Below are 26,078 nucleotides of genomic sequence, written 5' to 3' on the forward strand. Positions count from 1 at the left end.
CCTGTGAGATCCGAAGCCCATTGCAGACCCGGATCGCTCACAGGTCGCCTTAGCCGTGATAGCCCGCCGAGAACTCGTGCACGGCGTTGATGAACACACCGGCATGTTCCGGGTCCACCTCCGGCGTGATGCCATGGCCCAGGTTGAACACATGGCCGCTGCCCTTGCCGTAGCTGGCCAGGATCCGCTGCACTTCGTTGCGGATCGCCTCGGGCTTGGCGTACAGCACGGTCGGGTCCATGTTGCCCTGCAGCGCAACCTTGTCACCGACACGGCGACGGGCGTCGCCGATCTCGCAGGTCCAGTCCAGGCCCAGTGCGTCGGCACCGGCCTCGGCGATGCTTTCCAGCCACAGGCCGCCATTCTTGGTGAACAGGATGACCGGCACCTTGCGCCCTTCATGCTCGCGAATCAGACCGCTGACGATCTTGCGCATGTAGGCCAGGGAGAATTCCTGATAGGCCGCTGCCGACAGTGCACCGCCCCAGGTATCGAAGATCTGCACCGCCTGGGCGCCGGCCTTGATCTGGCCATTGAGGTAGCTGGTGACCGATTGTGCCAGCTTGTCGAGCAGCAGGTGCATGGCCTCGGGCTGGTCGTACAGCATCGCTTTGGTCTTGCGGAAGTCTTTCGACGAGCCGCCCTCGACCATGTAGGTCGCCAGGGTCCAGGGGCTGCCGGAGAAGCCGATCAGAGGCACGCGCCCGTTGAGCTCACGGCGGATGGTGCTGACCGCGTCCATCACATAGCCCAGGTCCTTGTGCGGATCGGGAATCGGCAGCGCCTCGATATCGGCCAGGGTGCTGACGACCTTCTTGAAACGTGGGCCTTCGCCCGTCTCGAAGTACAGGCCCTGCCCCATGGCATCGGGGATGGTGAGGATGTCGGAGAAGAGGATTGCGGCGTCGAGCGGGTAGCGGTCCAGCGGCTGGAGCGTCACCTCACAGGCGAACTGCGGGTTCATGCACAGGCTCATGAAGTCGCCGGCATTGGCGCGGCTGGCGCGGTACTCCGGCAGGTAGCGGCCGGCCTGGCGCATCATCCAGACCGGGGTCACGTCTACGGGTTGCTTGAGCAGTGCACGCAGGAAACGATCGTTCTTCAGGGCAGTCATGTCGGCATCCAGCAAAAAAGTGCGGGCATTTTCTCAGACGCCAGCGCAAAAGGCACGGCCAGGGCCATGCGTTTTGTCTATCGGGTGCCGTGGATCAAGGATTTTTGTATACAAAATGCATCGCGGGGCAAGTCGGAACGGCGGTTCGACGCTCCGACCTGCCCCGCGAATAGCCAGGATCAGACTTCGAGGTAGTCCAGGATCCCTTCAGCAGCGGTACGCCCTTCGAAGATCGCCGTCACCACCAGGTCAGACCCGCGCACCATGTCGCCACCGGCGAAGACTTTCGGGTTGCTGGTCTGGTGCTTGAACTTGCCCTTCTCAGGAGCCACCACGCGGCCCTGGCTGTCCATCTGGATACCATGCTGTTCGAACCAAGGCGCCGGGCTCGGGCGGAAGCCGAAGGCGATCACCACGGCATCGGCCGGCAGGATCTCTTCGGAGCCCGGGATCGGCTCGGGGCTGCGGCGGCCACGGGCGTCTGGCTCACCGAGACGGGTCTCGACCACCTTGACGCCTTCCACCTTGTCCTCGCCGACAATGGCGATGGGCTGGCGGTTGTAGAGGAACTTCACGCCCTCTTCCTTGGCGTTCTTCACCTCTTTGCGCGAGCCAGGCATGTTGGCTTCGTCGCGACGATAGGCGCAGGTCACGGCCTTGGCGCCCTGGCGGATGGAGGTGCGGTTGCAGTCCATCGCGGTGTCGCCACCGCCCAGCACCACGACCTTCTTGCCCTGCATGTCGATGAAGTCTTCCGGCGACTTCTCGAAGCCCAGGTTGCGATTGACGTTGGCGATCAGGAAGTCCAAAGCATCGTGCACACCCGGCAGGTCTTCACCCGGGAAACCGCCTTTCATGTAGGTGTAGGTGCCCATGCCCATGAACACTGCATCGTACTCGGCGAGCAGTTGTTCCATGGTGATGTCCTTGCCCACCTCGGTGTTCAGGCGGAACTCGATGCCCATGCCGGTGAAGACTTCGCGGCGATTGCTCAGCACGGTCTTTTCCAGCTTGAACTCGGGGATGCCGAAGGTCAGCAGGCCACCGATCTCGGGATTCTTGTCGAACACCACCGGCGTTACTCCGGCACGCACCAGCACGTCGGCGCAGCCCAGGCCCGCAGGGCCTGCACCGATGATCGCAACGCGCTTGCCGGTGGGCTTGACCTTGGACATGTCCGGGCGCCAGCCCATGGCGAAGGCGGTGTCGGTGATGTACTTCTCCACCGAGCCGATGGTCACTGCGCCGAACCCATCGTTCAGGGTACAGGCACCCTCGCACAGACGGTCCTGCGGGCATACGCGGCCGCACACTTCCGGCAGGGTGTTGGTCTGGTGCGACAGCTCCGCTGCCGCCAGGATGTTGCCTTCGGACACCAGCTTCAACCAGTTGGGGATGAAGTTGTGTACCGGGCATTTCCACTCGCAATAGGGGTTGCCGCAGCCCAGGCAGCGGTGTGCCTGCTCCACGGACTGCTGCGGCTTGAAGGGTTCGTAGATCTCGACGAACTCCTTCTTGCGCTGGCGCAGCAGCTTTTTCTTCGGGTCCTTGCGGCCCACTTCGATGAACTGGAAGTCGTTGCTCAGACGTTCAGCCATTTTTCAAAACCTCTCAACAGCAGCTGCAAGCTACACGCTGCAAGCCGCAAGACGATCACTTAAGCCGGGCGAACCGTACGCTGCCTCTACGTGCAGCGTGCAGCTCGCCACTTGCAGCTGCTCTTACTGCGGGTTGGCACGGGTGCTGGACAACAGTTGCTTCAGATTGGCCGCCTTCGGCTTCACCAGCCAGAAGCGCCGCACATAGTCGTCCAGGTTCTCGGAGAGCTCACGCCCCCACTCGCTGCCGGTTTCTTCCACGTACTCGCCCAAGACGCGCGCCAGGTGGCTGCGGTAGGCCTCCATCGCCTCACCACTGATACGCTGGATTTCCACCAGCTCGTGGTTGAGTTTGTCGAAGAAGGTGTTGTCCATGTCGAGCACATAGGCGAAGCCGCCCGTCATGCCAGAACCGAAGTTGTAACCGGTCTTGCCCAGGACGCAGACAAAGCCGCCGGTCATGTATTCACAGCAGTGATCACCGGTGCCCTCGACCACAGCGTGGGCGCCGGAGTTACGCACAGCGAAACGCTCGCCCGCGGTACCGGCGGCGAACAGCTTGCCGCCAGTGGCGCCGTACAGGCAGGTGTTGCCGACGATGGCGCTGTGCTGGGTTTCGAACGGACTGCCGGCTGGCGGCACGATGGTGATCTTGCCACCGGTCATGCCCTTGCCGACGTAGTCGTTGGCGTCACCTTCCAGGTGCAGGTTCAGGCCACCGGCATTCCATACGCCGAAGCTCTGCCCCGCCGTACCCTTGAAGCGGAAGGTGATCGGGTTAGCCGCCATGCCCTGGTTGCCATGCAGGCGGGCGATCTCGCCAGAGATACGCGCACCGATGGAACGATCGCAGTTGCAGATGTCGAGGGCGAACTCGCCACCGGCCTGGTCGCGGATCGCCGGCAAGGCCATCTCGACCATCTTCTCGGCCATCTCGCCCTTGTCGAACGGCGGGTTCTTGTCGACTTCGCAGAATTGCGGCTTGTCGGCCGGAATGTGCGAGCTGCCCAGCAGCGGCGTGAGGTCCAGGTGGTGCTGGCGCTCGGTGTCGCCCGGCAGCACTTCGAGCAGGTCGGTACGACCGATCAGCTCGCCGAGGCTGCGTACGCCCAGCTTGGCCAGCCACTCGCGGGTTTCTTCAGCGACGAAGGTGAAGAAGTTGATCACCATGTCGACAGTGCCGATGTAGTGGTCCTTGCGCAGCTTGTCGTTCTGGGTGGCGACGCCCGTGGCGCAGTTGTTCAGGTGGCAGATACGCAGGTACTTGCAGCCCAGGGCGATCATCGGCGCGGTACCGAAGCCGAAGCTCTCGGCGCCGAGGATCGCGGCCTTGATCACGTCCAGGCCGGTTTTCAGGCCACCGTCGGTCTGCACCCGCACCTTGCCGCGCAGGTCGTTGCCACGCAGGGTCTGGTGGGTTTCGGCCAGGCCCAGTTCCCACGGGGCGCCAGCGTACTTGATCGAGGTCAGCGGCGAGGCGCCGGTGCCACCGTCGTAGCCGGAGATGGTGATCAGGTCGGCATAGGCCTTGGCCACACCGGCAGCGATCGTGCCGACGCCGGCTTCGGCCACCAGCTTGACCGACACCAGCGCCTGCGGGTTGACCTGCTTGAGGTCGTAGATCAGCTGCGCCAGGTCTTCGATCGAATAGATGTCGTGGTGCGGTGGCGGCGAGATCAGGGTCACGCCCGGCACCGCGTAGCGCAGCTTGGCAATCAGGCCGTTGACCTTGCCGCCTGGCAACTGGCCGCCCTCGCCGGGCTTGGCGCCTTGGGCCACCTTGATCTGCAGCACTTCGGCGTTGACCAGGTATTCCGGGGTCACACCAAAGCGGCCGGTGGCCACCTGCTTGATCTTCGAGCTCTTGAGAGTGCCATAGCGGGCCGGGTCTTCGCCGCCCTCACCGGAGTTGGAGCGCGCGCCCAGGCGGTTCATCGCCTCGGCCAACGCTTCGTGGGCCTCCGGCGACAGCGCGCCCAGGGAGATACCAGCGGAGTCGAAGCGCTTGAGGATGGCGTCCAGCGGCTCGACCTGATCCAGTGCCAGGGCCTGATCGGCCACCTTGACCTTGAGCAGGTCGCGGATCATCGACACCGGACGCTGATCGACCAGCGTCGTGTATTCCTTGAACTTGGCGTAGTCGCCCTGCTGCACTGCAGCCTGCAGGGTGTTGACCACGTCCGGGTTGTAAGCGTGGTATTCACCGCCGTGGACAAACTTGAGCAGGCCGCCCTGCTGGATCGGCTTGCGCGCGCTCCAGGCTTCGGCCGCAAGCAGCTTCTGGTCGCTCTCCAGGTCTTCGAAACGCGCACCCTTGATACGACTGGACACGCCCTTGAAGCTCAGGCCGACCACTTCGTCCGACAGGCCGATGGCCTCGAACAGCTGCGCGCCGCGGTAGGACGTGATGGTGGAGATACCCATCTTCGACAGGATCTTCAGCAGGCCCTTGGAGATGCCCTTGCGGTAGTACTTGAACACTTCATCCAGATCGCCCAGCACTTCGCCGGTGCGGATCAGGTCGGCCAGCACTTCGTACGCCAGGTACGGGTAGACCGCCGAGGCGCCGAAGCCCAGCAGCACGGCGAAGTGGTGCGGGTCGCGGGCGGTGGCGGTTTCCACCAGGATGTTGCTGTCGCAGCGCAGGCCCTGCTCGGTCAGGCGGTGATGCACTGCACCAACGGCCAGCGAAGCATGTACCGGCAGTTTGCCCGGGGCGATGAAGCGGTCGCTCAGCACCAACTGGGTCTTGCCGCTGCGCACCGCTTCTTCGGCCTGGTCGGCGATGTTGCGAATGGCCGCTTCAAGGCCGACATCCTGCTCGTAGTTGAGGTCGATCAGGTGACGGTCGAAGCCTTCGCGCTCCAGGGCCATCAGCGAGCGCCACTTGGCAGGCGAGATCACCGGCGAGCTGAGGATCACTCGGGAGGCGTGCTCAGGGGATTCCTGGAAGATATTGCGCTCGGCGCCCAGGCAGATTTCCAGGGACATCACGATGGCTTCGCGCAGCGGGTCGATCGGTGGGTTGGTCACCTGGGCGAACTGCTGGCGGAAGAAGTCGTACGGCGAGCGCACACGCTGCGAAAGCACGGCCATCGGCGTGTCGTCGCCCATCGAGCCGACCGCCTCCTGGCCTTGTTCGCCGAGCGGGCGCAGCACCTGGTCACGCTCCTCGAAGGTGACCTGGAACATCTTCATGTATTGCTTGAGCTGGTCGGCATCGTAGCTGGCCACGCCCTGGTCGTCGGTCAGCGTCGCCTGGATGCGGGTGGCATGCTGACGCAGCCAGCGCTTGTAGGGGTGGCGCGACTTGAGACGGTTGTCGATGGCGTCGGTGTCGAGGATCTGACCGGTCTCGGTGTCCACGGCAAAGATCTGGCCCGGGCCAACACGGCCCTTGGCGATGACGTCCTCGGGCTTGTAGTTCCACACGCCGATTTCCGAGGCGAGGGTGATGTAGCCGTTCTTGGTGGTCACCCAGCGCGCCGGACGCAGGCCGTTGCGGTCGAGCAGGCACACGGCGTGGCGGCCTTCGGTCATGACGATACCGGCCGGGCCGTCCCACGGCTCCATGTGCATGGAGTTGTACTCGTAGAAGGCGCGCAGGTCGGCGTCCATGGTCTCGACGTTCTGCCAGGCTGGCGGCACGAGCATGCGCACGCCACGGAACAGGTCGATGCCGCCGGTGACCATCAACTCGAGCATGTTGTCCATGCTGGAGGAGTCGGAGCCGACACGGTTGACCAGCGGACCGAGCTCTTCCAGATCGGGAATCAGGTCGTTGGCGAACTTGGTGCGACGGGCCATGGCCCAGTTGCGGTTGCCGGTGATGGTGTTGATCTCGCCGTTGTGGGCGAGGAAGCGGAATGGCTGCGCCAGCGGCCATTTCGGCAGGGTGTTGGTGGAGAAGCGCTGGTGGAAGACACAAATGGCGGTCTGCAGGCGCTCATCGCCCAGGTCCGGATAGAAGGCGGTGAGATCCGCCGGCATCATCAGGCCTTTGTAGATGATGGTCTTGTGCGAGAAGCTGCAGATGTAGTGGTCGGCGTCGTGGGCGTTGGCCACGGACGAACGGCGACGGGCACTGAACAGCTTGATGGCGAATTCCTGGTCGGTGAGACCTTCACCACCGATGAACACCTGCTCGATCTGCGGCAGGCGCTCGAGGGCCAGGCGACCGAGCACGCTGGTATCGATCGGCACTTTGCGCCAGCCGACCAATTGCAGGCCGGCAGCGAGGATCTCGCGGTCCATGTTGGCGCGCGCAGCCTCGGCTTTTACCGGGTCTTGATTGAAGAACACCATGCCGACGGCGTACTGCTTGGGCAGCTCGGCGGCAAAGTGCTCCAGGGCCACGGCACGCAGGAACTGATCGGGCTTCTGCATCAGCAGGCCGCAACCGTCACCGGTCTTGCCATCTGCGTTGATCCCACCACGGTGGGTCATGCAGGTCAGGGCCTCGACGGCAGTTTGCAGAAGGTGGTGACTCGGCTCGCCCGTCATGTGGGCGATCAGGCCAAAACCACAGTTATCCTTGAACTCTTCGGGATGGTACAGACCTGTTTTCATAGACACTTTCTCACCAGGTTCGCCTCTCAACCAAGGCAAATCTCTTTTTAGTACAACCACTTACCATCCACGCCGATCGAATGCCAGCTTTTTTGCGGTGGGTATAGGGAAACCATTGTTGCACAGCGACACGGAAGCTCACAAATTTTCACGACGAATCGTTGAAAGTTTATGTCGCATTTTTGAATGTTTTTGCGTCATGCGCCGTGGTAACGGCTTGAGCAGAGTCTGAAGCGTTTCAGCCGTGACTGCAACAGAAGGCTTGTGGCCGGCAGTCTGGGACAGAAAAGCCTGCCGCGCATCAGCACAGCAGGCTTTGTCGAGTCCGGGATTCGCTCAGCAACTGGGCGGCGGGGGTAGTGCCGCCCGGAAGGATCAGCGGGCCGTGGCCAGCTCTTGTTGAACGCTGCCGACGGTACGAGGCCAAGGTTTACCAGCCTGGACCTTCGCTGGCAAGTTCTTGATTGCCGCAGCTGCGGCATCGCGGCTGCTGAAATTGCCGTAGGTCACCACATACAGCGGCTTGCCCTGCAGGGTTTTCTTGAAGTAGCGATAGTCGCCACCCTGTTCCCTGACGAACGATTGGGCAGCGGATTCATTGCTGGTACCGAACACCTGAACCACATAGTTGCCCGGCTTCTGGCCGCTGTACCAGCCGCTGTTGCCTGCGCCACCGGCGGCGGGTTTTTCGGCAGGCTTGGCAGCGGGCTTGGCGGTCGCCACCTGGGTCGGGGCCGGCGCTGGTTTGGCGGCAGGCGCAACCGGCTTGACCGGCTGGGTTGCGACAGGTTTCTGCACAGGCGCAACCGGCTGGGCCGGAGCGGGTGCAGGACCGGCGGCGACACCTTGGGGCGGCGCAGTCGTGGTGACGGTGGGAGGAACGGCAGCAGAGGGCGCTGAAGGCTGCAGTGCAGTATCACCGGCAGGGCCCGCCTCGTCGCCATCTCCCATGCCTGCAGCCTGGGCCAGCGGCTCACGCATGACCGGCTGCGACTGCCCTACCAGCGGCAGTGGCATGGGCTGCGAAGAACCGGAGAATTCGACGGTCGGTCCGCCATTGCCCGACTGTCCCAGTGGCAACTGGGCCTGGGCCGCAGGTGCTTCGGTCGGTGCCTTGTCCCCTTTCTTGGGCATCAGGACCGCGGCCGCGACAGCGACCACAACGACAGCGGACAACGCGAGCACATGTTTCTTAGGCATTTTGAACCCCATGGATGGTCGCTTTTCCGTACTGCGGGTAGCGATCATGGCTTCGATCAAGGTATCGCGGGCAACCTGGTTGATGTTTCCTGGCCAGCCGTCGGAGTTTTCGTGGATATCGGCGATCTGCTCGGCGCTGAATACTTCAAGGCCCCGGCCAGCACCTTCCAGGCGCTGCTCCAGATACTCACGAGTCTCTTCTTCGCTGTAGGGGGCGAGCTCGATGATGTGGAAGCGCTCTTCCTCGACACTGAGTTCGTCCAGCCCGGCAATCAGCGAAGGTTCACCGAACAGGAACACATGCGGGCGCCCTTCCGGAACGCCTGCCGCCAGCTCCAGCAACGCTTGGAGTGCCGACTCGTCGAGTTGTTCCGCATCGTCCACCAGCAGATAGACTTCCTGCCCGGTCAACGCCAGCTGGACGACCTGGGAAAGGATTGCCTGCACTTCCGGCTGGGCGACGTTCAACGCCTGGGCTACTTGGCCCAGCACGCTGGCAGCATCGCTTGCGCCGCGCGCGGAAACGACCACGCTCTGCACCGACTGCTTGTTGGTGCTGGCCACCAGGGCCTGGCGCAGCAGGGTCTTGCCGCTGCCAAGCGGGCCGGTTACCACCAGCATCAGGTGGCTGTAACGCGCCAGGTGATGCAGTTGGCCCAGCACCGGCTTGCGCTGGGCAGGGAAGAACTTGAATCCGGGCACCCGAGGTGCGAACGGATCGTGACTCAACTGGTAGTGATCGAGGAACGCCTCATCGGCATGCAAACTGGTCATTGCGCTGTCACAACCTCAAAGCTGCGCCACGATCGCGCGATAATCCGCTGCAAGCGTGGCCTGAAGAATCTCTTTCGGATAGTCGTCGGTGATCACGGCCTCGCCCATCTGGCGCAACAGCACCAGGCGCAGGCGTCCGTCGAGCACCTTCTTGTCGACCGCCATATGTTCCATGAAATGCGCCGGGGTCATTTGCTGTGGAGGCACCACCGGCAAGCCTGCATCCTGCAGCAGGCGAATTCCGCGATCACGCGCCGACTGGTCGATCCAGCCCAGACGCATGGACATCTCCAGGGCCATGACGGTCCCGGCAGCGACGGCCTCGCCATGCAACCATACCCCGTAACCCATGTGGGTTTCGATGGCATGACCGAAGGTGTGGCCGAGGTTCAGGGTGGCGCGCACGCCAGACTCGCGCTCGTCGGCACCGACCACGGCCGCCTTCGCCGCGCAGGAGCGGCGGATGGCTTCGGTCAGAGCCACGGAATCGAGCCCGCGCAGGGCTGCCATGTTGTCTTCCAGCCAGCCGAGGAATGGCTCGTCGCAGATCAGGCCGTACTTGATCACTTCGGCGAGGCCCGCCGACAACTCGCGGGCTGGCAGGGTGCGCAGGCTGGTGGTGTCGATCAGCACCGCGTTGGGCTGATAGAAGGCACCGACCATGTTCTTGCCCAGTGGGTGATTGATGCCGGTCTTGCCACCAACGGACGAATCCACCTGGGACAGCAGCGTGGTCGGCACCTGGATGAAGTCGACGCCGCGCTGGTAGCAGGCCGCGGCAAAGCCGGCCATGTCGCCGATCACCCCGCCGCCCAGCGCGACCACAGTGGTGCGCCGATCATGGCGGGCCGTGAGCAGGGCATCGAAAATCAGCTGGAGGGTTTCCCAGTTCTTGTGGGCTTCGCCGTCAGGCAGCACCACCGGCAGCACCGACCAGGCGCCGAGTGTCTTGCTCAACCGCTCGAGATACAGGGGCGCGACGGTTTCGTTGGAGACGATGGCGACCTGCCGCCCGGCAATGTGCGGCGCCAGCAGCTCGGGCTGGTCCAGCAGGCCCTCGCCAATGTAGATCGGATAGCTACGTTCGCCCAGATCGACCTTCAATGTCTGCATGTATCCCCACAATGTGCTTTGGCGCGGCCTTGCCTGAGCGGCCAGCGCGGTAACGTTCAACGTCGCCCCGGCGTTGGTCGCCGAGGATAGTCCCGGCTCAGCGGGGCGGCAACTGCTGCAAACGCTCGAGAATATCGAGCACTACCATGCGCGGCGGCCGTTCGTCGGTTTCCACCACGAGGTCGGCGATTTCGCGATAGAGCGGGTCGCGCGTTTCCAGCAACGCACGCAGCGTGGCTTCCGGGTTGGCGGTCCGCAGCAGTGGACGGTTGCGATCACGTGCAGTACGGCCGACCTGCTGTTCCACCGAGGCATGCAGGTAGATGACACGCCCGCCCCTGTGCAACGCCTGGCGATTGGCCTCGCGCATCACTGCGCCGCCACCTGTTGCGACAACCACGCCGTCGAGCTCGCAGAGTTCGGCAATCATCGCCTGCTCACGATCACGGAAGCCCGGCTCGCCTTCCTTGTCGAAGATCCACGGGATGTTGGCGCCGGTTCGCAGCTCGATTTCCTTGTCGGAATCCTTGAACAGCAGGCGCAGCTCTTTGGCCAAAAGGCGCCCGATGGTGCTCTTACCGGCGCCCATGGGCCCTACAAGTATCAAATTTCGCACAGAATCAACGACTCACAGCAATCGCCCGGTCACTCATGATACGCGGAGTCAGGAAGACCAGCAGCTCAGATTTTTTCTCTTGTAATACATCGCGTCGAAACAGCCGTCCAACATACGGCAGATCGCCAAGAAATGGCACCTTGTCCACTCCATTGTTATGCGACGTCGAGTACACGCCACCAATCACAATCGTCTCGCCATCGGCCACGCGCACCTTGGCATTGACCTCGTTCTTGCGGATCGGTGGCACGTCGTTGAGGGCATTGACGTAGTCTGGCTCGTCCTTGGTCACCCGCACCGCCATGATGACCTTGCCATCCGGGGTGATCTGCGGCGTGACCTCCAGTGACAGCGATGCCTCGCGGAAAGCCACCGAGGTGGCGCCGCTCTTGCTCGACTGCTGGTACGGCACTTCGGTGCCCTTGAGAATACGCGCGGTTTCCTTGTCGGCAGTGACCACCTTGGGCTGGGAGATGACCTCGCCATTGCCGCTTTTCTCCATGGCACTGAGCTCCAGATCAAGCAGCACATCGCCGCGCACCACCCCTACGCCCACGCCAGAGGTCGCCCCCTGCGCGCCAAGATCGACAAACAGCTCACTGCCTGACCGCGCTGGCATACCGCCCAGCTTTGCACCCCAGCGAATGCCGAGCACATTCTCGTAATCGACGTTGGCCTCGACGATCCGGGCCTCGATCATCACCTGGCGCACCGGCACATCCAGATCCGCAACCAGTTGCCGCAACTCAGCCAGGCGCGCGGCCGACTGGGTGGCGATCAGGGTGTTGGTCCGCGAATCCACGCTCAAACTGCCGCGCCCTGCCGCAGGTTCGTCATCCGCGAGGCTCTCCAACAATAGTTTCGCCAGGTCGGACGCATCGGCATGATGAATCGGCAGCAACTCCCGATGCAGCGGCTGCAACTGCGCCTCGAGCGCCTGGTCGACGCGCGCCTCGCGCGACTGCTCGGCGAGCTCTGCGGCGGGGGCGACCAACAGCACATTGCCCTCCTCACGCTTGGCCAGCCCGCGGCTGCGCAACACCAGCTCCAATGCCTGATCCCAGGGCACTTCGTGCAGCCGCAGGGTGATATTGCCCTGAACCGTGTCACTGGCCACCAGGTTGATGCCGGTATAATCGGCGAGCACCTGCAGCACTGCACGAACCTCGACGTCCTGGAAATTCAGCGAAAGCGGCTCACCTTTGTACAGGGGCTCCGCCATTGCCCATAGCGTCAGCAGCATCGCCACGACGCCGATCAGCAGTCTTTTCACGTTCGCTCCTTGCGCCTGCGGGCCGGCTCAACGTCAGGTAGCTTGAGCGCTCTTGCCACTCGCCACCGTTGAACAGCCGCTCCCTGATCTCGACCTGATCCTGGTCGACCTTTATGACTTCACCCTCTTCACGCCCCAGGCGCTCCCCCTTGGCAACCCGGTAAACACGCCCGGCCCAGCGCACCAGCGCCTGGGATTGCCCCGCGCGGGACAGGCTGCCCACCATCTCCAACTGCTCCAGCGGCACCCCCGCCAACCCCTCCGTATGCCGACGCGACGACCAGGCTGCAAATGGGTCCAGCGCGGGCGTCCGACCGATGGGCCGAGCGGGCTCATCGGCCAGCGAAGCCGGCATTGGCAGTGCCTCGCCGGCATGAAATGCCTGCACCCACACATGAAGCTGCAGCAACCCCGGCCGTTCTGTTGCAGGCTCCAACTGCAAACGGGTCACCCGCAGCAGGCGCAACTGGCCCAGCCACTCGTCCAGCCAGGGTCGCAGGGCGGCATAGCGCCCACTCACCTGCATCTGCAAGGACACCTGGCGGTAACCCGGCCCCTCGACTTCTTCCTCCACGTCGAGGCGCTCGAAGACCAGGCCGTAGGTGCGCCCCGACACGGCCAACTGGTCGAGCAGATCGCTCATGCCCTCGCCGCCCGACAATCGCCAACGCGCATCCCGCAGCCGCTTCGCCTCGCTCGCCAGCGCCACCTCGGCGTCATCCAGCGCCAGCACCTGTTGCTCCCGCGCCTGCAACAGCTTCCGCTGCTCGACTTCGCTCGCCACGCCTTGACGGTAGGCTGCGCGCACCTCCTGCAGACGGAACTGATAGCCGCAGGCAAGCACCAGCGACACACCAATGACTACAACCGCGCCCCTGTACATACGCGAGCGCCCCGCCATCTCGTGCCAGACGAGCATCTCAGCGATACGCATGTTCAAGAGGCCACCACCCGGGCCACGAGTGAGAACGCATCGCCACCGGCCCGCGCCAAGACGTGCTTGAGTTCAAGGTCCAGGAGTATCGGCGAGCGCTGCAGGTCGCGCATGAACTGGGCCAGCACCGCAGGAGAAACCGCTAGGCCATTGATCTGCAGCCGGTCGTCCTGCACGTCCAGGCGGGTCAGTTGCATCCCATGCGGAATCGCCAGTTCGATCTCGATCAACAACTGCGGTACTCCTTGCTGCGAGGAGCGCAGCGCACCGAGCGCATCGACCTGCCTACCCAGGCCCGCGCGCGCCTCACGCAGTTGCTCGAGGCGTGCTACTTGCCCATCCAGCAACCGGAGCTGTTGCTGACGCTGCAAACCGGCAGCGGCTTGCTGCTTCAGGCGCAGATGGGCGAACCGATCAACCAGCATGACTACGACAAACGCTGCGAACAGACTGCCCAGAAACACCAGTCTGAAGTTGCGCAGCTCCACCAGACGCTGGCGCTCACGCCATGGCAGCAGGTTCAGGCGCAGGCTCATTGCGTACCTCCCAGGGCGAGGCCGAGGGGCAGGACCATGGCGCCGCAGCGGTCTGGCAGCGAAGCCGCATGAACACCCTGCGGACAAACCCGCTCACAGGGGAATCCGAAATGCCGCGCCAGCGACCGCACGCAAGCGTCCGTCGCCGCCCCGCCGCCGACCATCAACCCTGCGCTCAGCTCGAACGGAGGATCCCCCTCCAGCAAGCTCTCGAGATGCGCCAGAAACTCGGCCGAACCCACGCCAGGCTCGATCCTCTGCGCCTTTCGCCAAGGCAGGGGTCCATCGGGCCAGCCATGCAGGGTCAGGCTGTCGGCTTCGACCTGCAGCAGCGGCCGGCAGCTGTCGGTGGCCTGCAAGCGACGCAGCGCCAGACTGTCCACCTCGACGACAACCACCTCCAGGCCTGCCGCCTCGAACGGCTGCAACAGCGGCGCCAGAACGCTCTGGCGAGCGGCCCCGACCAGCACATCGAGCATGTGGGGTGCCTGCTGGGAGATGCCCAGCACCTGAAAGTCCAGGGCCAGATCGTCAATCGGGAAAGGGAAAAGGCGCTCGGCATCGGCAAGCAGATGCGCTTCTCGTTCAGGCTCCGCCAGTGCGGCGGGCAACTGGCCCACCTTGCAGATCACCTGCGAGCCCGGCACCGCCAACGCAACCCGTCGAGACCGGCTGCCACAACGGCGCCACGCCTGACGCAGGGCCATGGCCTGCACTTCGGTATCGCCACCACCCCGCAAAGCCCCCCGGATTGGCTCGACCACCCAGGCAGCCACCTCATGGCGCCCTCGTCGCCGCTGCAACTCAAGAATCCTCACGGAATCGGAGGCAATTTCCACCCCCAATACTGAACCGGCATCCCTGCCAAAGCGTCCAAGCATCGCTGCTCCTTATCATGACCGTGGCAAACCCTTGCCATCCGGGGCGATTGCGCCCATTGCCCCGACCGACCGATGACCCGGCGGGGCGAAAATGCTTATAATGCCCAGCGTTTTTTCCCGTCCGCCGGGCCTGCGTGCACTCCACTTCTCAACCTGGACACCCAAAAGCCTTGATACGTCTGCTGAAGTTCTTCTGGTGGTCTTTCGTCGCCGTCATCTGCGCGCTCGTGCTCGGTCTGAGTGGTGCGTTTCTGTATCTTAGTCCCAGCCTGCCTTCGGTCGACTCGCTCAGAAGCATCCAGTTGCAGATCCCCCTGAGGGTGTACAGCAGCGACGGCAAACTGATTGCCGAGTTTGGCGAAATGCGCCGCTCGCCAATCCGTTTTGCGGAAATTCCCCCACAGTTCATCCAGGCGCTTCTGTCAGCCGAAGACGACAATTTCCTCAATCACTACGGGGTCGACCCGAGCAGCCTGATGCGCGCTGCGACCCAACTTGTGAAGTCTGGTCATATCCAGACCGGCGGCAGCACCATCACCATGCAGGTGGCGAAGAACTTCTTCCTCACCAGCGAGCGCAGCTTCTCGCGCAAGACCAACGAGATCCTCCTGGCGCTGCAGATCGAACGTGAGCTGACCAAGGACGAGATCCTCGAGCTGTACGTCAACAAGATCTACCTGGGCAACCGCGCCTACGGCATCGATGCCGCCGCGCAGGTGTACTACGGCAAGTCGATCCGTGATGTCAGCCTGGCGCAGATGGCGATGATCGCCGGCCTGCCCAAAGCCCCTTCGCGCTTCAATCCGCTGGCCAACCCGGTGCGTGCCAAGGAGCGCCGCGACTGGATCCTCGGCCGCATGTACAAGCTCGGCAAGATCGATGAGGCAAGCTACCAGGCCGCCCTCGCCGAGCCGCTGAACGCCAGCTATCACGTACCGACACCTGAGGTGAATGCACCGTTCGTCGCCGAAATGGCGCGCGCCGAGATGGTCGGACGCTACGGCAGCGATGCCTATACCGAAGGTTTCCGGGTCACCACGACCGTGCCCAGCGACACGCAGGAGATCGCGAACAAGGCAGTTCTCAACGGCCTCTCCCAATACGACGAGCGCCATGGCTACCGCGGCCCCGAAGCGCGCTTCCCGGGCAAGACCCGCACCGCCTGGCAGCAGGAACTGGGCAAGCAACGCACCCTCGGCGGCCTGGAACCGGCCATCGTCACCCAGGTGGACAAGACCGGCCTGAAAGTCATGACGCGCGGCGGCCAGGACGAAGACGTGGCCTGGGACACCATGAAGTGGGCCCGTCCGTTCATCAACAGCAATGCCCAGGGGCGCGCGCCTCAGTCGCCGGCCGATGTCGCGCAGATCGGCGACCTGGTGCGCCTGCAACGCCTGGACGACGGCAAGCTCAAGTTCAGCCAGGTGCCGGGCGCCCAGAGCGCACTGGTCACGCTTGACCCGAACAGCGGTGCAATCCGCGCCCTGGTCGGTGGCTTCTCGTTCGAGCAGAGCAACTACAACCGCGCCATGCAGGCCAAGCGCCAGCCAGGCTCCAGCTTCAAGCCCTTCGTCTATAGCGCCGCACTGGACAACGGCTACACCGCCGCCAGCCTGGTCAACGACGCACCGATCGTGTTCGTCGACGAATACCTCGACAAGGTCTGGCGTCCGAAAAACGACACCAACACCTTCCTCGGTCCGATCCGTATGCGTGAGGCGCTGTACAAGTCGCGCAACCTGGTCTCGATCCGCCTGCTCCAGGCGATGGGGGTCGACCGCACCATCGACTACATTGCCAAGTTCGGCTTCAACAAGCAGGACCTGCCGCGCAACCTGTCGCTGGCACTGGGTACCGCAACGCTCACCCCGATGGAAATCGCCACCGGCTGGAGCACCTTTGCCAACGGCGGGTACAAGATCAACCCCTACCTGATCGAGCGCGTCGAAAGCCGCAACGGCGAAACACTGTTCACCGCCAACCCGGCGCGCGTTCCCCAGGGCAATCAGGACCAGGCCGGAATCGCCGCGCCCGAAGAGCCGATCACCACGCTCCCGCAGCCGGGCACCGCACCTTCGGCACTGGGCCAGATCGCCCCGCCGCCGCAGACGCCGGCCATTGCCGAGCGCATCGTCGATGGCCGTACCACCTACATCCTGACCAGCATGCTGCAGGACGTGATCAAGCGTGGCACTGGCCGTCGCGCCCTGGCCCTGGGCCGCAGCGACATCGCGGGCAAGACCGGTACCACCAACGAATCCAAGGATGCCTGGTTCTCCGGCTACAACGCCGACTACGTGACCACGGTCTGGGTCGGTTTCGACCAGCCTGAAACACTTGGTCGCCGAGAATATGGCGGCACCGTTGCACTGCCGATCTGGATGGACTTCATGGGCCCGGCACTCAAGGGCAAGCCTGAACACGCACCGGCAGAGCCGGAGGGTATCCTCAGCCTGCGCGTGGATCCGGTCAGCGGTCGCGCGGCGACACCAAGCACGCCGAACGCCTACTTCGAGCTGTTCAAGGCCGAGGATTCACCACCATCGGTAGATGAGCTGGGCAACGGCTCAGCACCAGGCAGCCCGCTGCCGGCCGATGAGGCGGCGCCGATGGATCTGTTCTGAGTAGCGATCTGAACCTGTAGCAGCGGCCTTGTGTCGCTTCTACAGGTGGAGCGGTCATCTGTAGAACAGCGGCCAACAAAAAGCCCCGACTCTTGCGAGCCGGGGCTTTTTCATGTCGCTACAACGGGATCAGCCGTTGAACACGTCATCCACGCTCTTGAGCGGGTAGTGCTTCGGATACGGCAGGGTCGCCACACCGGATTCGATGGCGGCCTTGGCCACGGCATCGGAAACGACGGTGATCAGGCGAGCGTCCAGCGGCTTCGGAATGATGTACTCACGGCCGAACTCCAGACCTTCAACACCGTAGGCCTCGCACACTTCCTTCGGAACCGGCAGCTTGGCCAGGTCTTTCAGGGCGATAGCAGCGGCAATCTTCATCTCTTCGTTGATGCGCTTGGCGCGAACGTCCAGGGCACCACGGAAGATGAAGGGGAAGCCCAGAACGTTGTTGACCTGGTTCGGGTAGTCGGAACGACCGGTGGCCATGATCACATCGCTGCGGGTGGCGTGGGCCAGCTCTGGAGCGATTTCCGGATCCGGGTTCGAGCAGGCGAACACGATCGGGTTGGCAGCCATCGACTTCAGGCCTTCCGGGCTCAGCAGGTTCGGGCCGGACAGGCCAACGAACACGTCAGCGCCTTCCAGCGCATCAGCCAGGGTGCGCTTGTCGGTGGCGTGAGCGAACTGCGCCTTGTACTGGTTCAGGTCGTCGCGGCCAGCGTGGATGACGCCGCTGCGGTCGATCATATAGATGTTCTCGACCTTGGCGCCCATGCTGACCAACAGCTTCATGCAGGAGATGGCGGCAGCGCCGGCACCCAGGCAGACGATCTTGGCGTCTTCGAGCTTCTTGCCTGCGATTTCCAGGGCGTTGATCATGCCGGCGGCCGTCACGATGGCGGTGCCGTGCTGGTCATCGTGGAAGACCGGAATGTCGCACTGTTCGATCAGGGTACGCTCGATCTCGAAGCACTCAGGTGCCTTGATGTCTTCGAGGTTGATGCCACCGAAGGTGATGGAGATGCGGCGAACGGTGTCGATGAAGGCCTGTGGGCTTTCCGACTCGACTTCGATGTCGAACACGTCGATACCGGCGAAACGCTTGAACAGAACACCCTTGCCTTCCATGACTGGCTTGGAGGCCAGCGGGCCGAGGTCACCCAGGCCGAGGATGGCGGTACCGTCGGAGATCACAGCGACCAGGTTACCCTTGCCGGTGTATTTGTAGGCCAGCTCTGGATCACGGCCAATTTCGCGTACCGGCTCGGCGACGCCTGGGCTGTAGGCCAGGGCAAGGTCACGGGCGGTGGCGGTTGGCTTGGAGAGTTCGACGCTCAGTTTCCCCGGGCGAGGTTGAGCGTGATATTCGAGAGCGGCGGTTTTCAAGTCTGACATGGTGGGCATTCCGCTTGTTTACTGTTCTGACGGACCGCCGAGGATACGCAAAGAGCCGGGAGGCGACAAGACTGCCCGGTCACATGTGTCAAGGCCCTTGGCCTACGACTTTACGCTACAACCCGCGGGGCTTACGGCCTTGAGTGTGTACAATCCAAACCAATAATGTCTACAACTATTTTTTCACCGAAACCTGCTCCAACATGCTCGGATCGCTCAGCGGCAACAGCCAGCGTCGCTGCCCAGGCTTGAGCCCGCCCTTGCGGGAACGGTCCAGCACCCAGCCGCGCGCCTCGACCTGACGCCCCTTGAGATTATCGAAGAAACCGTCGGGGAAGGCGCGTTGCAGACGAGCGGGAACCTGCAGCACCACAGCCTCGTCAAGCTCCAGCCAGACGCCTCCTCGATTGCGATCGATCGCGCTCACCCTGCCGCCGATCACAGCGAACCCGGATTGCCTCAGGCGCCCCGCTGCGATGACCGGCGACTGCCGCCAGAGCCCGAGCCTACCTGTGCGTGCGGCCTGTTCGGCCTGTTGCTGGCAACCAACCAGACGCACGTTGGGTGCCACCGCAACGCGATAGGCCAAGCCTTCACTGAGCAACCGTGCCTCAAGATTGTCGCCATTGCGGCCATAGAGGTGCGCCAAGGTGCGCCCGTACTTGTCCCTGGGTTCCACACCCGGCACCAGCCCCACCCGGCCATCACTGGCCTGCACCAGTGCCTCCAGCCGTCGCCTGGCCGCTTCGGCATAGGGTTCACTGGTGCGACCTTTGCGCCCGATCTCAGGTGCATTGATGCCAATCAGCCGCACGCTGCGGCCATCCCCCAGACGCACGGTATCGCCATCGACGACCTGACGCACCGTCACTGGCTGCACGGCCTCGGGCACCGGGCAGAAGGCCTGCGCGGGAACATGCCAGATTGCGCCCACAAAAAAGGCGCCCACGAGGGGCGCCTTCTTTTGCAGCAATGCGAAACCCGAAGGGCTCGCCGTGCGCATGATTACTTCTTGGTACCGAACATACCGAAGCGATCGGCGAACTTCTGTACGCGACCACCGGTGTCCAGGACTTTCTGCTTACCGGTGTAGAACGGGTGGCAGAGGTTGCAAACGTCGATCGCCAGGGTGTTGCCCAGGGTCGAACGGGTTTCGAATTTGTTGCCGCAGCTGCAGGTGACAGCAACTGCTTCGTAGTTCGGATGAATATCGGCTTTCATGGTCACTTCCTCGAGCTGCGTGCCGCCACCCAACACCAATTGTTGAATACCGCACGTAATTAGGCGGCGAATAATACCAGACCGCCAGGCCAGCGCAAGTTGTCGCTTGCACCGGCCGTCGTCTGCTAGGCTCGTGCGATTCCCGACCAGCTACGAAGACCTGCCGCGTGTCCGACGTCATCCTGCGCCTTGCCCTGCCCTCGCCCCTGCGTCGCTTGTTCGACTACCGGGCCCCGGCCGCCATGGCACGCCAGCAACTGACACCCGGCATGCGCATCCGCGTACCGTTCGGCCGTCGCGAGATGATCGGCGTGCTGGTGGAGGTCTGCGAGCAGAGCGAAGTCCCCGCCGACAAGCTCAAGCCAGCGAGCATGCTGCTCGACCCGGTCTCGCCGCTGCCTCCGGCACTGTTCAAGCTGTGCCTGTGGACCGCCCACTACTATCAGCACAGCCTGGGCGACACCCTGAGCTGGGCATTGCCGGTGTTGCTGCGTCAGGGCGAAGCAGCCGAAGTGCGCCAGGAGCGTTTCTGGCATGCGACCCCCGGCGCGCGCCTGGACGACCCACGTATCGCCCGGGCACCGCGCCAGAAAGAGGCCTTGCAGACCCTCGCCCAGCACCCTCATGGCGTAGCCCACAGCGTGCTGGCCAAACTCGGGCTGAACAAAGATAGCCTCGACCTGCTGCTGGCCAAGGAACTGGTGCAGGTCGAGGTGCGCCGGCACCTGCCGGCGCCACGCCATGACCGCTGGCTGGCCCAGCCGGAACTGCCGCTCAACGAGGAGCAGAGCGCTGCCTTCCAGGCCGTGCGCGCAGGCTTCGGCAGCTTCCACGCCTTCCTGCTGGCCGGTGTCACCGGCAGCGGCAAGACCGAGGTCTACCTGCAGCTGATTCGCGAAACCCTGGAGGCCGGCAAGCAGGCACTGATCCTGATCCCCGAGATCAACCTCGGCCCGCAGACCCTGGCGCGCTTCGAGCAGCGCTTCAATGCCCGCATCGCCCTGCTGCACTCGGCCGTCAACGACCGCGAGCGCCTGGATGCCTGGCTCGCTGCCCGCGATGGCGAGGCCGACATCATCATCGGCACACGTTCGGCACTGTTCACGCCCATGAAGAACCCGGGCCTGATCATCATCGACGAAGAACACGACGGCTCCTACAAACAACAGGAAGGGCTGCGCTATCACGCCCGCGACCTGGCCGTGGTCCGCGCGCACCAGGAGAACATCCCGATCCTGCTGGGCTCGGCGACACCTTCGCTGGAAAGCCTGCACAACGCCCACAGCGGGCGCTACGGCCTGCTGCGCATGAACCAGCGCGCCGGCGGCGCCCGCCCGCCGCGCTTCATGCGCCTGGATGTACGCAGCCTGCCGCTGGACAGCGGCATCAGTGGCCCACTGCAGCAGGCGATCGGCCAGACCCTGGCAGCCGGTCAGCAAGTGCTGGTGTTCCTCAACCGCCGCGGCTTCGCCCCGACGCTGCTGTGTCACGACTGCGGCTGGCTGTCGGAGTGTCCACGCTGCGATGCACGCATGACCGTGCATCAGCGCTCAGGCGTACTGCGCTGTCACCACTGTGGTTACGACGAACGCCTGCCCCTGCAATGCCCGCAGTGCGCCCACGTCGACCTGCGCCCGGTCGGCGCCGGAACCGAGCGCGCCGAAGAGCGCCTGAAGACCCTGTTCCCCGATTACCCCGTCCTGCGCGTGGACCGCGACAGCACGTCGCGCAAGGACGCCATGCACCACCTGTTCACCACCATCCAGCGCGGCCAGCCGAGCATTCTGGTCGGCACCCAGATGCTGGCCAAGGGGCATCACTTCCCGCGGGTAACCCTCGTGGCCATTCTCGATGCCGATGGCGGACTGTTCTCGGGTGATTTCCGCGCCAGCGAGCGAATGGCGCAGCTGATCGTCCAGGTCGCAGGCCGCGCCGGGCGGGCCGAGGAGCCTGGAAAGGTGATCGTGCAGACCCACCTGGCCGAGCATCCACTGCTGGTGCAACTGACCGAGCAAGGCTATTTCGCCTTCGCCGAGCAAGCCCTGAGCGAGCGGCGCGCCGCCGGTCTGCCGCCCTTCTCGCACCTGGCCCTGCTGCGCGCCGAAGCGCACAAGCCAGGGCAGGCGGAAGCCTTTCTCGACGAAGCCTGCGCCGCCGCCGAAGGTGTGCTGGCAGAGCAGGGCTTGAGCGGCATCGAGCTGCTCGGCCCGGTACCTGCCCCCATGGAGCGCCGTGCCGGCCGCTTCCGCGCGCAGCTGTTGATCCAGGCCAATGCCCGGGCGCCGCTGCATCGACTGATCAGTAGCTGGTTGCTAGTGTTGGAACAGATGCCGTCGGGACGGCAGGTGCGCTGGTCGCTGGATGTGGACCCGGTCGATCTCTACTGAATCCATGAAAGCCAGCGCAATCCTGCGCGAGCCGTAAAGGTTGGCAATCAAGCCCCGGCCACGGATAATGTTCCGTTTTTCCACCTGCGCATCGAAGCGCTGCACCGCGCTTGCGGTCGAAAAGAGAACCCGATGAAAGACACCATTCGCCAGCTGATCCAGCAAGCCCTCACCCAACTCGTCAACGAAGGTGTGTTGCCTGAAGGCCTGACGCCGGCGATCCAGGTGGAAAACGCCCGCGACAAGACCCACGGCGACTTCGCCAGCAACATCGCCATGATGCTGGCCAAGCCGGCAGGCATGAAGCCGCGCGACCTGGCCGACAAGCTGATCGCCGCCTTGCCTGCCAGCGCCGACATCAGCAAGGTCGAGATCGCCGGCCCCGGCTTCCTCAACTTCTTCCAGAACACCGACGCCCTGGCCAACCGCCTGGAGGCGGCACTTGCAGATGCCCACCTGGGCGTGCGCAAGGCCGGCGCAGCGGAAAAAGTGGTCATCGACATGTCGGCGCCAAACCTGGCCAAGGAGATGCATGTCGGCCACCTGCGCTCGACCATCATCGGCGACAGCGTCGCGCGCGTGCTGGAATTCCTCGGCGACGAGGTGATCCGCCAGAACCACGTGGGCGACTGGGGCACCCAGTTCGGCATGCTGCTGGCCTACCTGGAAGAAAACCCCATCACCAGCGACGAGCTGTCGGACCTGGAAAACTTCTACCGCGCGGCGAAGAAGCGCTTCGACGAATCGGAAGACTTCGCCAACCGCGCCCGTGGCCTGGTGGTCAAGCTGCAAGCCGGCGACCCCGAGTGCATGGCGCTGTGGACGCGCTTCAAGGATATCTCGCTGTCGCACTGCCAAAAGACCTACGAACTGCTCAACGTCAAGCTGACCATGGCCGACGTGATGGGCGAAAGTGCCTACAACGCCGACCTCGCCAACGTGGTCGCCGACCTCAAGGCCAAGGGTCTGCTGGTCGAAAGCCAGGGTGCGCAGTGCGTGTTCCTGGAAGAGTTCAAGAACACCGAAGGCGAGCCACTGCCGGTGATCGTGCAAAAGGCCGACGGCGGCTATCTCTACGCCACCACCGACCTGGCTGCGGTGCGCTACCGCAGCAATGTGCTCAAGGCCGATCGCGCCTTGTACTTCGTCGACCAACGTCAGGCGCTGCACTTCAACCAGGTGTTCGAAGTGGCTCGCCGCGCCGGCTTCGTCGGGCACCCGATGAAAATGGAGCACATGGGCTTCGGCACCATGAACGGCGCCGATGGCCGTCCGTTCAAGACCCGCGACGGCGGCACCGTGAAGCTGATCGACCTGCTGAGCGAAGCCAAGGAGCGCGCCTACGCGCTGGTCAAGGAAAAGAACCCGAGCCTGGCCGAGGACGAACTGCGCCACATCGGTGAAGTGGTCGGGATCGGCGCGGTGAAGTACGCCGACCTGTCCAAGCACCGTACCAGCGACTACAGCTTCAACTTCGAACTGATGCTCAACTTCGAAGGCAACACCGCGCCCTACCTGCTTTACGCCTATACCCGCGTGGCCGGCGTGTTCCGCAAGCTGGGCAAGGGCTTCGACGAAGTCGAGGGCGACATCGTGCTGCAGGCTGCCCACGAGCAGGACCTGGCGGCTCGCCTGGCACAGTTCGGCGAAACGCTGAACAACGTCGCCGAAAAAGGCACCCCACACGTGCTGTGCAGCTACCTCTACGACCTGGCCGGCCTGTTCTCCAGCTTCTACGAGAACTGCCCGATCCTCACCGCCGAAACCGTGGAACAGCAGCAGAGCCGCCTGCGTCTCGCCGCGCTGACCGGCCGTACTCTCAAGCAGGGCCTGGAGCTGCTCGGCCTGGAAACCCTGGAGCGCATGTAAGTTGGCTGCCAAGAAAAAACCCGCGCCCAAGCGCGGCGCCAGCCGTCACCAGCCACCCGCCAAACAGCCGATCCCGGGTTGGGTTTGGCTGGCGGTCGGCCTGACCGTAGGCGCATTCATCGTTTTCCTGATGAAGCTCGAGCCCGGCGGCGACGACATCAAGCGTGCCAAGCCTGAACAGCAGAAGCCCGCCAAGGTCGCCGAGGCGGCCAAAGGCAGCACGCCGACCACGCCGCAGCCGATCAAGCCCAAGTACGATTTCTACACCCTGCTGCCAGAGTCGGAAGTGATCGTGCCGCCTGAAGCGGTGCCGGAGAAGACGCCGCCCGTGCCGGCCCAGCCGGTCACGCCGGTCACTCCTGCCGAAGCCGCGAAGATCGACACGGCCCGAGCCCAGGCTGCGCTGTCGGGGCAGACGCCGCCACCGGCTCCACCAGTGATCAAGCCTGCAGCGACCACGCAGTTCTTCCTCCAGGCCGGTTCGTTCCGCAAGGAAGCCGATGCCGACAAGGTACGTGCGCAGATCATCCTGCTCGGCCAGGTGGTCAAGGTGGAATCGGGGACGGTGAAGGAAGAAACCTGGTACCGCGTACTGGTCGGTCCGTTCAGCAACCGTGAACAACTGACCGTGGCACAGAAGCAGCTGGCTGGAGCAGGTTTCAGCAACCTGCTGCTGCAGCAGCGACAGACCCGCCAGTAACGAAAAAGGCCTTGCCGCACTGCGACAAGGCCTTTTTTCTGAGGGAGTCAGCGCTGCTTGCCATTGACCTCGGAAACCTGGGTGTTGAGGGTCCAGAAGTCATACAGCACGCCAATCAGGAACAGGCCGCCGGTAAACAGGTAGATCAGTGCGCTGATCCACTTGCCCTGGTAAAGCCTGTGAATGCCGAAAATACCCAGGAACGTCAGCAGCACCCACGCCACGCTGTAGTTCACCGGCCCTGGCTGGAACCGCAGGTCAGCCTCGCGGTCCATGGACGGGATCAGGAACAGGTCGATCAGCCAGCCGATACCCAGCAAGCCCAGCGTGCAGAACCAGATCGTCCCGGTGATCGGCTTGCCGTAGTAGAAACGGTGCGAGCCGGTGAAGCCGAAGATCCACAGCAGGTACCCGATGACCTTGCTGTGCGTGTCATGAAGCGGCGCACCCTGTTGATACGTATTCATTCAAAACCCTCGTGGGATAGCCGAAAATTTTCTAACGAAAAATGTGACTTTTTCGTTTTGCCCCGACGTATGGTACCCAGCCACACGACCAACGGATCAGATTTTGATCAAAAAGCTGTTATAAAGTTGCGCGCCAACATCTATAAACATCCATAAAGAGCTTCAACTATGCCGCCTTTCTTCAAGACATGGCTGACCCTCTGCCTATTGTTACCCCTGGCCGCCCACGCCACCAACCGTGAGCAACGACTCCCCAACGGATTCACTGGCTACACCTCCAACGCCGATGTTTCCGTGAAACGCACCCCCGCCAAGCAGGTCAGCCTGCGTGCGCGTCCGGCAAATGCCGCGAAGAACCACGCGCTGAAAGTGGCGGCGATGTCGCCCAAGCAGAGCAGCGAAGTACTCAGCCGCGCCGTCAACGTGCTCGGCACCCCCTACCGCTGGGGCGGTAGCACGCCTGGCAAGGGCTTCGACTGCAGCGGCCTGGTCAAGTACGCCTTCAACGATGTCGCCGACATCGATCTGCCACGCACCTCGAACGCCATGGCCCAAGGGCATGGCGTGAAAGTGGCGCGGGATGACCTCAAGCCCGGCGACCTGATCTTCTTCAACATCAAGAGCCGTCGGGTCAATCACGTTGCCATCTACCTTGGCAACGACCGCTTCATCCACGCGCCGCGCACCGGCAAGCGGGTGAGCATCGACAGCCTCGAGAAGCCGTACTGGCAGAAGCATTATGTGGTTGCCAAGCGCGTGCTGCCCAAGGAGCAGGAGGCGCTGCGGCTGGCCAAGCGTTGAGGT

19 protein-coding genes are annotated in these 26,078 nt (G+C 63.6%); 5 read left to right on the top strand and 14 right to left on the bottom strand.

What is annotated here, in order from left to right:
* Nucleotides 1–49: 49 nt before the first annotated feature.
* The 10 genes from hemE to pilM form a co-directional block, all read right to left on the bottom strand.
* Nucleotides 50–1,114, bottom strand: coding sequence for a uroporphyrinogen decarboxylase (gene hemE, locus IAE40_RS07165; protein ID WP_153773290.1), 1,065 nt, complete (start codon nt 1,112–1,114; stop codon nt 50–52).
* A gap of 179 nt (nt 1,115–1,293) precedes the next feature.
* Nucleotides 1,294–2,712, bottom strand: coding sequence for an FAD-dependent oxidoreductase (locus IAE40_RS07170; protein WP_054891194.1), 1,419 nt, complete (start codon nt 2,710–2,712; stop codon nt 1,294–1,296).
* A 123-nt stretch (nt 2,713–2,835) separates the two neighbouring features.
* Nucleotides 2,836–7,281 carry a glutamate synthase large subunit gene (gene gltB, locus IAE40_RS07175; RefSeq protein WP_054891193.1) on the bottom strand — a complete coding sequence of 1,482 codons (4,446 nt, stop codon included), beginning with the start codon at nt 7,279–7,281 and terminating at the stop codon, nt 2,836–2,838.
* Nucleotides 7,282–7,656: 375 nt separating this feature from the next.
* A complete protein-coding gene (locus IAE40_RS07180) occupies nt 7,657–9,255 on the bottom strand; it encodes an AAA family ATPase (protein ID WP_065863946.1) in 1,599 nt (532 codons plus the stop codon).
* Between the two features lie 15 nt (nt 9,256–9,270).
* Nucleotides 9,271–10,368 (bottom strand): 3-dehydroquinate synthase, encoded by a 1,098-nt coding sequence (gene aroB / locus IAE40_RS07185; protein ID WP_153773288.1) that lies wholly within the window; start codon nt 10,366–10,368, stop codon nt 9,271–9,273.
* 97 nt (nt 10,369–10,465) lie between these two features.
* Complete coding sequence (gene aroK / locus IAE40_RS07190) at nt 10,466–10,984, bottom strand: shikimate kinase AroK (protein WP_063541601.1); 519 nt, start codon at nt 10,982–10,984, stop codon at nt 10,466–10,468.
* Nucleotides 10,985–10,988: 4 nt separating this feature from the next.
* A complete protein-coding gene (locus IAE40_RS07195) occupies nt 10,989–12,227 on the bottom strand; it encodes a secretin N-terminal domain-containing protein (protein ID WP_200602947.1) in 1,239 nt (412 codons plus the stop codon).
* Nucleotides 12,181–13,191, bottom strand: a complete 1,011-nt coding sequence (locus tag IAE40_RS07200) for a pilus assembly protein PilP (RefSeq protein WP_200602925.1) — start codon at nt 13,189–13,191, stop codon at nt 12,181–12,183. The genes IAE40_RS07195 and IAE40_RS07200 overlap by 47 nt, the downstream gene beginning before the upstream one ends.
* Nucleotides 13,192–13,193: 2 nt before the next feature.
* Nucleotides 13,194–13,727, bottom strand: coding sequence for a PilN domain-containing protein (locus tag IAE40_RS07205; RefSeq protein WP_200602926.1), 534 nt, complete (start codon nt 13,725–13,727; stop codon nt 13,194–13,196).
* Nucleotides 13,724–14,608 carry a type IV pilus biogenesis protein PilM gene (pilM, locus tag IAE40_RS07210; RefSeq protein ID WP_200602927.1) on the bottom strand — a complete coding sequence of 295 codons (885 nt, stop codon included), beginning with the start codon at nt 14,606–14,608 and terminating at the stop codon, nt 13,724–13,726. Before pilM ends, IAE40_RS07205 begins: the two co-directional genes overlap by 4 nt.
* A 173-nt stretch (nt 14,609–14,781) precedes the next feature.
* Here pilM and IAE40_RS07215 point away from each other — a divergent pair, with 173 nt between their 5' ends.
* Entirely contained in the window at nt 14,782–17,232 is a 2,451-nt protein-coding gene (locus IAE40_RS07215) for a penicillin-binding protein 1A (RefSeq protein ID WP_419555274.1), read from the top strand.
* A 129-nt stretch (nt 17,233–17,361) separates the two neighbouring features.
* Here the strand turns inward: IAE40_RS07215 and IAE40_RS07220 are convergent, their stop codons facing one another.
* The 3 genes from IAE40_RS07220 to rpmE all read right to left on the bottom strand — a co-directional run bounded on the left by IAE40_RS07220 (nt 17,362) and on the right by rpmE (nt 19,851).
* Entirely contained in the window at nt 17,362–18,630 is a 1,269-nt protein-coding gene (locus IAE40_RS07220) for a malic enzyme-like NAD(P)-binding protein (protein WP_054891184.1), read from the bottom strand.
* A 175-nt stretch (nt 18,631–18,805) separates the two neighbouring features.
* On the bottom strand, nt 18,806–19,633 hold the full coding sequence (locus IAE40_RS07225) for a thermonuclease family protein (RefSeq protein WP_197890445.1): 828 nt from the start codon (nt 19,631–19,633) through the stop codon (nt 18,806–18,808).
* 2 nt (nt 19,634–19,635) lie between these two features.
* Entirely contained in the window at nt 19,636–19,851 is a 216-nt protein-coding gene (rpmE, locus tag IAE40_RS07230; protein ID WP_054891182.1) for a 50S ribosomal protein L31, read from the bottom strand.
* Between the two features lie 167 nt (nt 19,852–20,018).
* Between rpmE and IAE40_RS07235 the strand changes: the two genes are divergently transcribed.
* The 3 genes from IAE40_RS07235 to IAE40_RS07245 all read left to right on the top strand — a co-directional run bounded on the left by IAE40_RS07235 (nt 20,019) and on the right by IAE40_RS07245 (nt 24,807).
* The gene (locus IAE40_RS07235; RefSeq protein WP_112899420.1) at nt 20,019–22,238 is read left to right on the top strand and encodes a primosomal protein N'; all 2,220 of its coding nucleotides are present in this window, start codon (nt 20,019–20,021) and stop codon (nt 22,236–22,238) included.
* 132 nt (nt 22,239–22,370) lie between these two features.
* The gene (gene argS / locus IAE40_RS07240) at nt 22,371–24,107 is read left to right on the top strand and encodes an arginine--tRNA ligase (RefSeq protein ID WP_054891180.1); all 1,737 of its coding nucleotides are present in this window, start codon (nt 22,371–22,373) and stop codon (nt 24,105–24,107) included.
* Between the two features lies 1 nt (nt 24,108).
* A complete protein-coding gene (locus tag IAE40_RS07245) occupies nt 24,109–24,807 on the top strand; it encodes an SPOR domain-containing protein (protein ID WP_054891179.1) in 699 nt (232 codons plus the stop codon).
* Nucleotides 24,808–24,854: 47 nt separating this feature from the next.
* Here the strand turns inward: IAE40_RS07245 and IAE40_RS07250 are convergent, their stop codons facing one another.
* The gene (locus IAE40_RS07250; RefSeq protein WP_065863958.1) at nt 24,855–25,274 is read right to left on the bottom strand and encodes an NINE protein; all 420 of its coding nucleotides are present in this window, start codon (nt 25,272–25,274) and stop codon (nt 24,855–24,857) included.
* A gap of 168 nt (nt 25,275–25,442) precedes the next feature.
* Between IAE40_RS07250 and IAE40_RS07255 the strand changes: the two genes are divergently transcribed.
* A complete protein-coding gene (locus IAE40_RS07255; RefSeq protein ID WP_153773282.1) occupies nt 25,443–26,075 on the top strand; it encodes a C40 family peptidase in 633 nt (210 codons plus the stop codon).
* The last annotated feature ends 3 nt before the right edge of the window (nt 26,076–26,078 follow it).

Origin of the sequence: Pseudomonas sp. S44, from assembly GCF_016624805.1 — a bacterium.
In the GTDB taxonomy this organism is placed as follows: Bacteria; Pseudomonadota; Gammaproteobacteria; order Pseudomonadales; family Pseudomonadaceae; genus Aquipseudomonas; species Aquipseudomonas machongensis.

Excerpts from the sequence above, each read along its gene's own strand:
- hemE (WP_153773290.1), bottom strand. The coding sequence starts at position 1,114 with ATGACTGCCCTGAAGAACGATCGTTTCCTGCGTGCACTGCTCAAGCAA.
- IAE40_RS07170 (WP_054891194.1), bottom strand. The coding sequence starts at position 2,712 with ATGGCTGAACGTCTGAGCAACGACTTCCAGTTCATCGAAGTGGGCCGC.
- gltB (WP_054891193.1), bottom strand. The coding sequence starts at position 7,281 with ATGAAAACAGGTCTGTACCATCCCGAAGAGTTCAAGGATAACTGTGGT.
- IAE40_RS07180 (WP_065863946.1), bottom strand. The coding sequence starts at position 9,255 with ATGACCAGTTTGCATGCCGATGAGGCGTTCCTCGATCACTACCAGTTG.
- aroB (WP_153773288.1), bottom strand. The coding sequence starts at position 10,368 with ATGCAGACATTGAAGGTCGATCTGGGCGAACGTAGCTATCCGATCTAC.
- IAE40_RS07195 (WP_200602947.1), bottom strand. The coding sequence starts at position 12,227 with ATGCTGCTGACGCTATGGGCAATGGCGGAGCCCCTGTACAAAGGTGAG.
- IAE40_RS07200 (WP_200602925.1), bottom strand. The coding sequence starts at position 13,191 with ATGCGTATCGCTGAGATGCTCGTCTGGCACGAGATGGCGGGGCGCTCG.
- IAE40_RS07205 (WP_200602926.1), bottom strand. The coding sequence starts at position 13,727 with ATGAGCCTGCGCCTGAACCTGCTGCCATGGCGTGAGCGCCAGCGTCTG.
- pilM (WP_200602927.1), bottom strand. The coding sequence starts at position 14,608 with ATGCTTGGACGCTTTGGCAGGGATGCCGGTTCAGTATTGGGGGTGGAA.
- IAE40_RS07220 (WP_054891184.1), bottom strand. The coding sequence starts at position 18,630 with ATGTCAGACTTGAAAACCGCCGCTCTCGAATATCACGCTCAACCTCGC.
- IAE40_RS07225 (WP_197890445.1), bottom strand. The coding sequence starts at position 19,633 with ATGCGCACGGCGAGCCCTTCGGGTTTCGCATTGCTGCAAAAGAAGGCG.
- rpmE (WP_054891182.1), bottom strand. The coding sequence starts at position 19,851 with ATGAAAGCCGATATTCATCCGAACTACGAAGCAGTTGCTGTCACCTGC.
- argS (WP_054891180.1), top strand. The coding sequence starts at position 22,371 with ATGAAAGACACCATTCGCCAGCTGATCCAGCAAGCCCTCACCCAACTC.
- IAE40_RS07250 (WP_065863958.1), bottom strand. The coding sequence starts at position 25,274 with ATGAATACGTATCAACAGGGTGCGCCGCTTCATGACACGCACAGCAAG.
- IAE40_RS07255 (WP_153773282.1), top strand. The coding sequence starts at position 25,443 with ATGCCGCCTTTCTTCAAGACATGGCTGACCCTCTGCCTATTGTTACCC.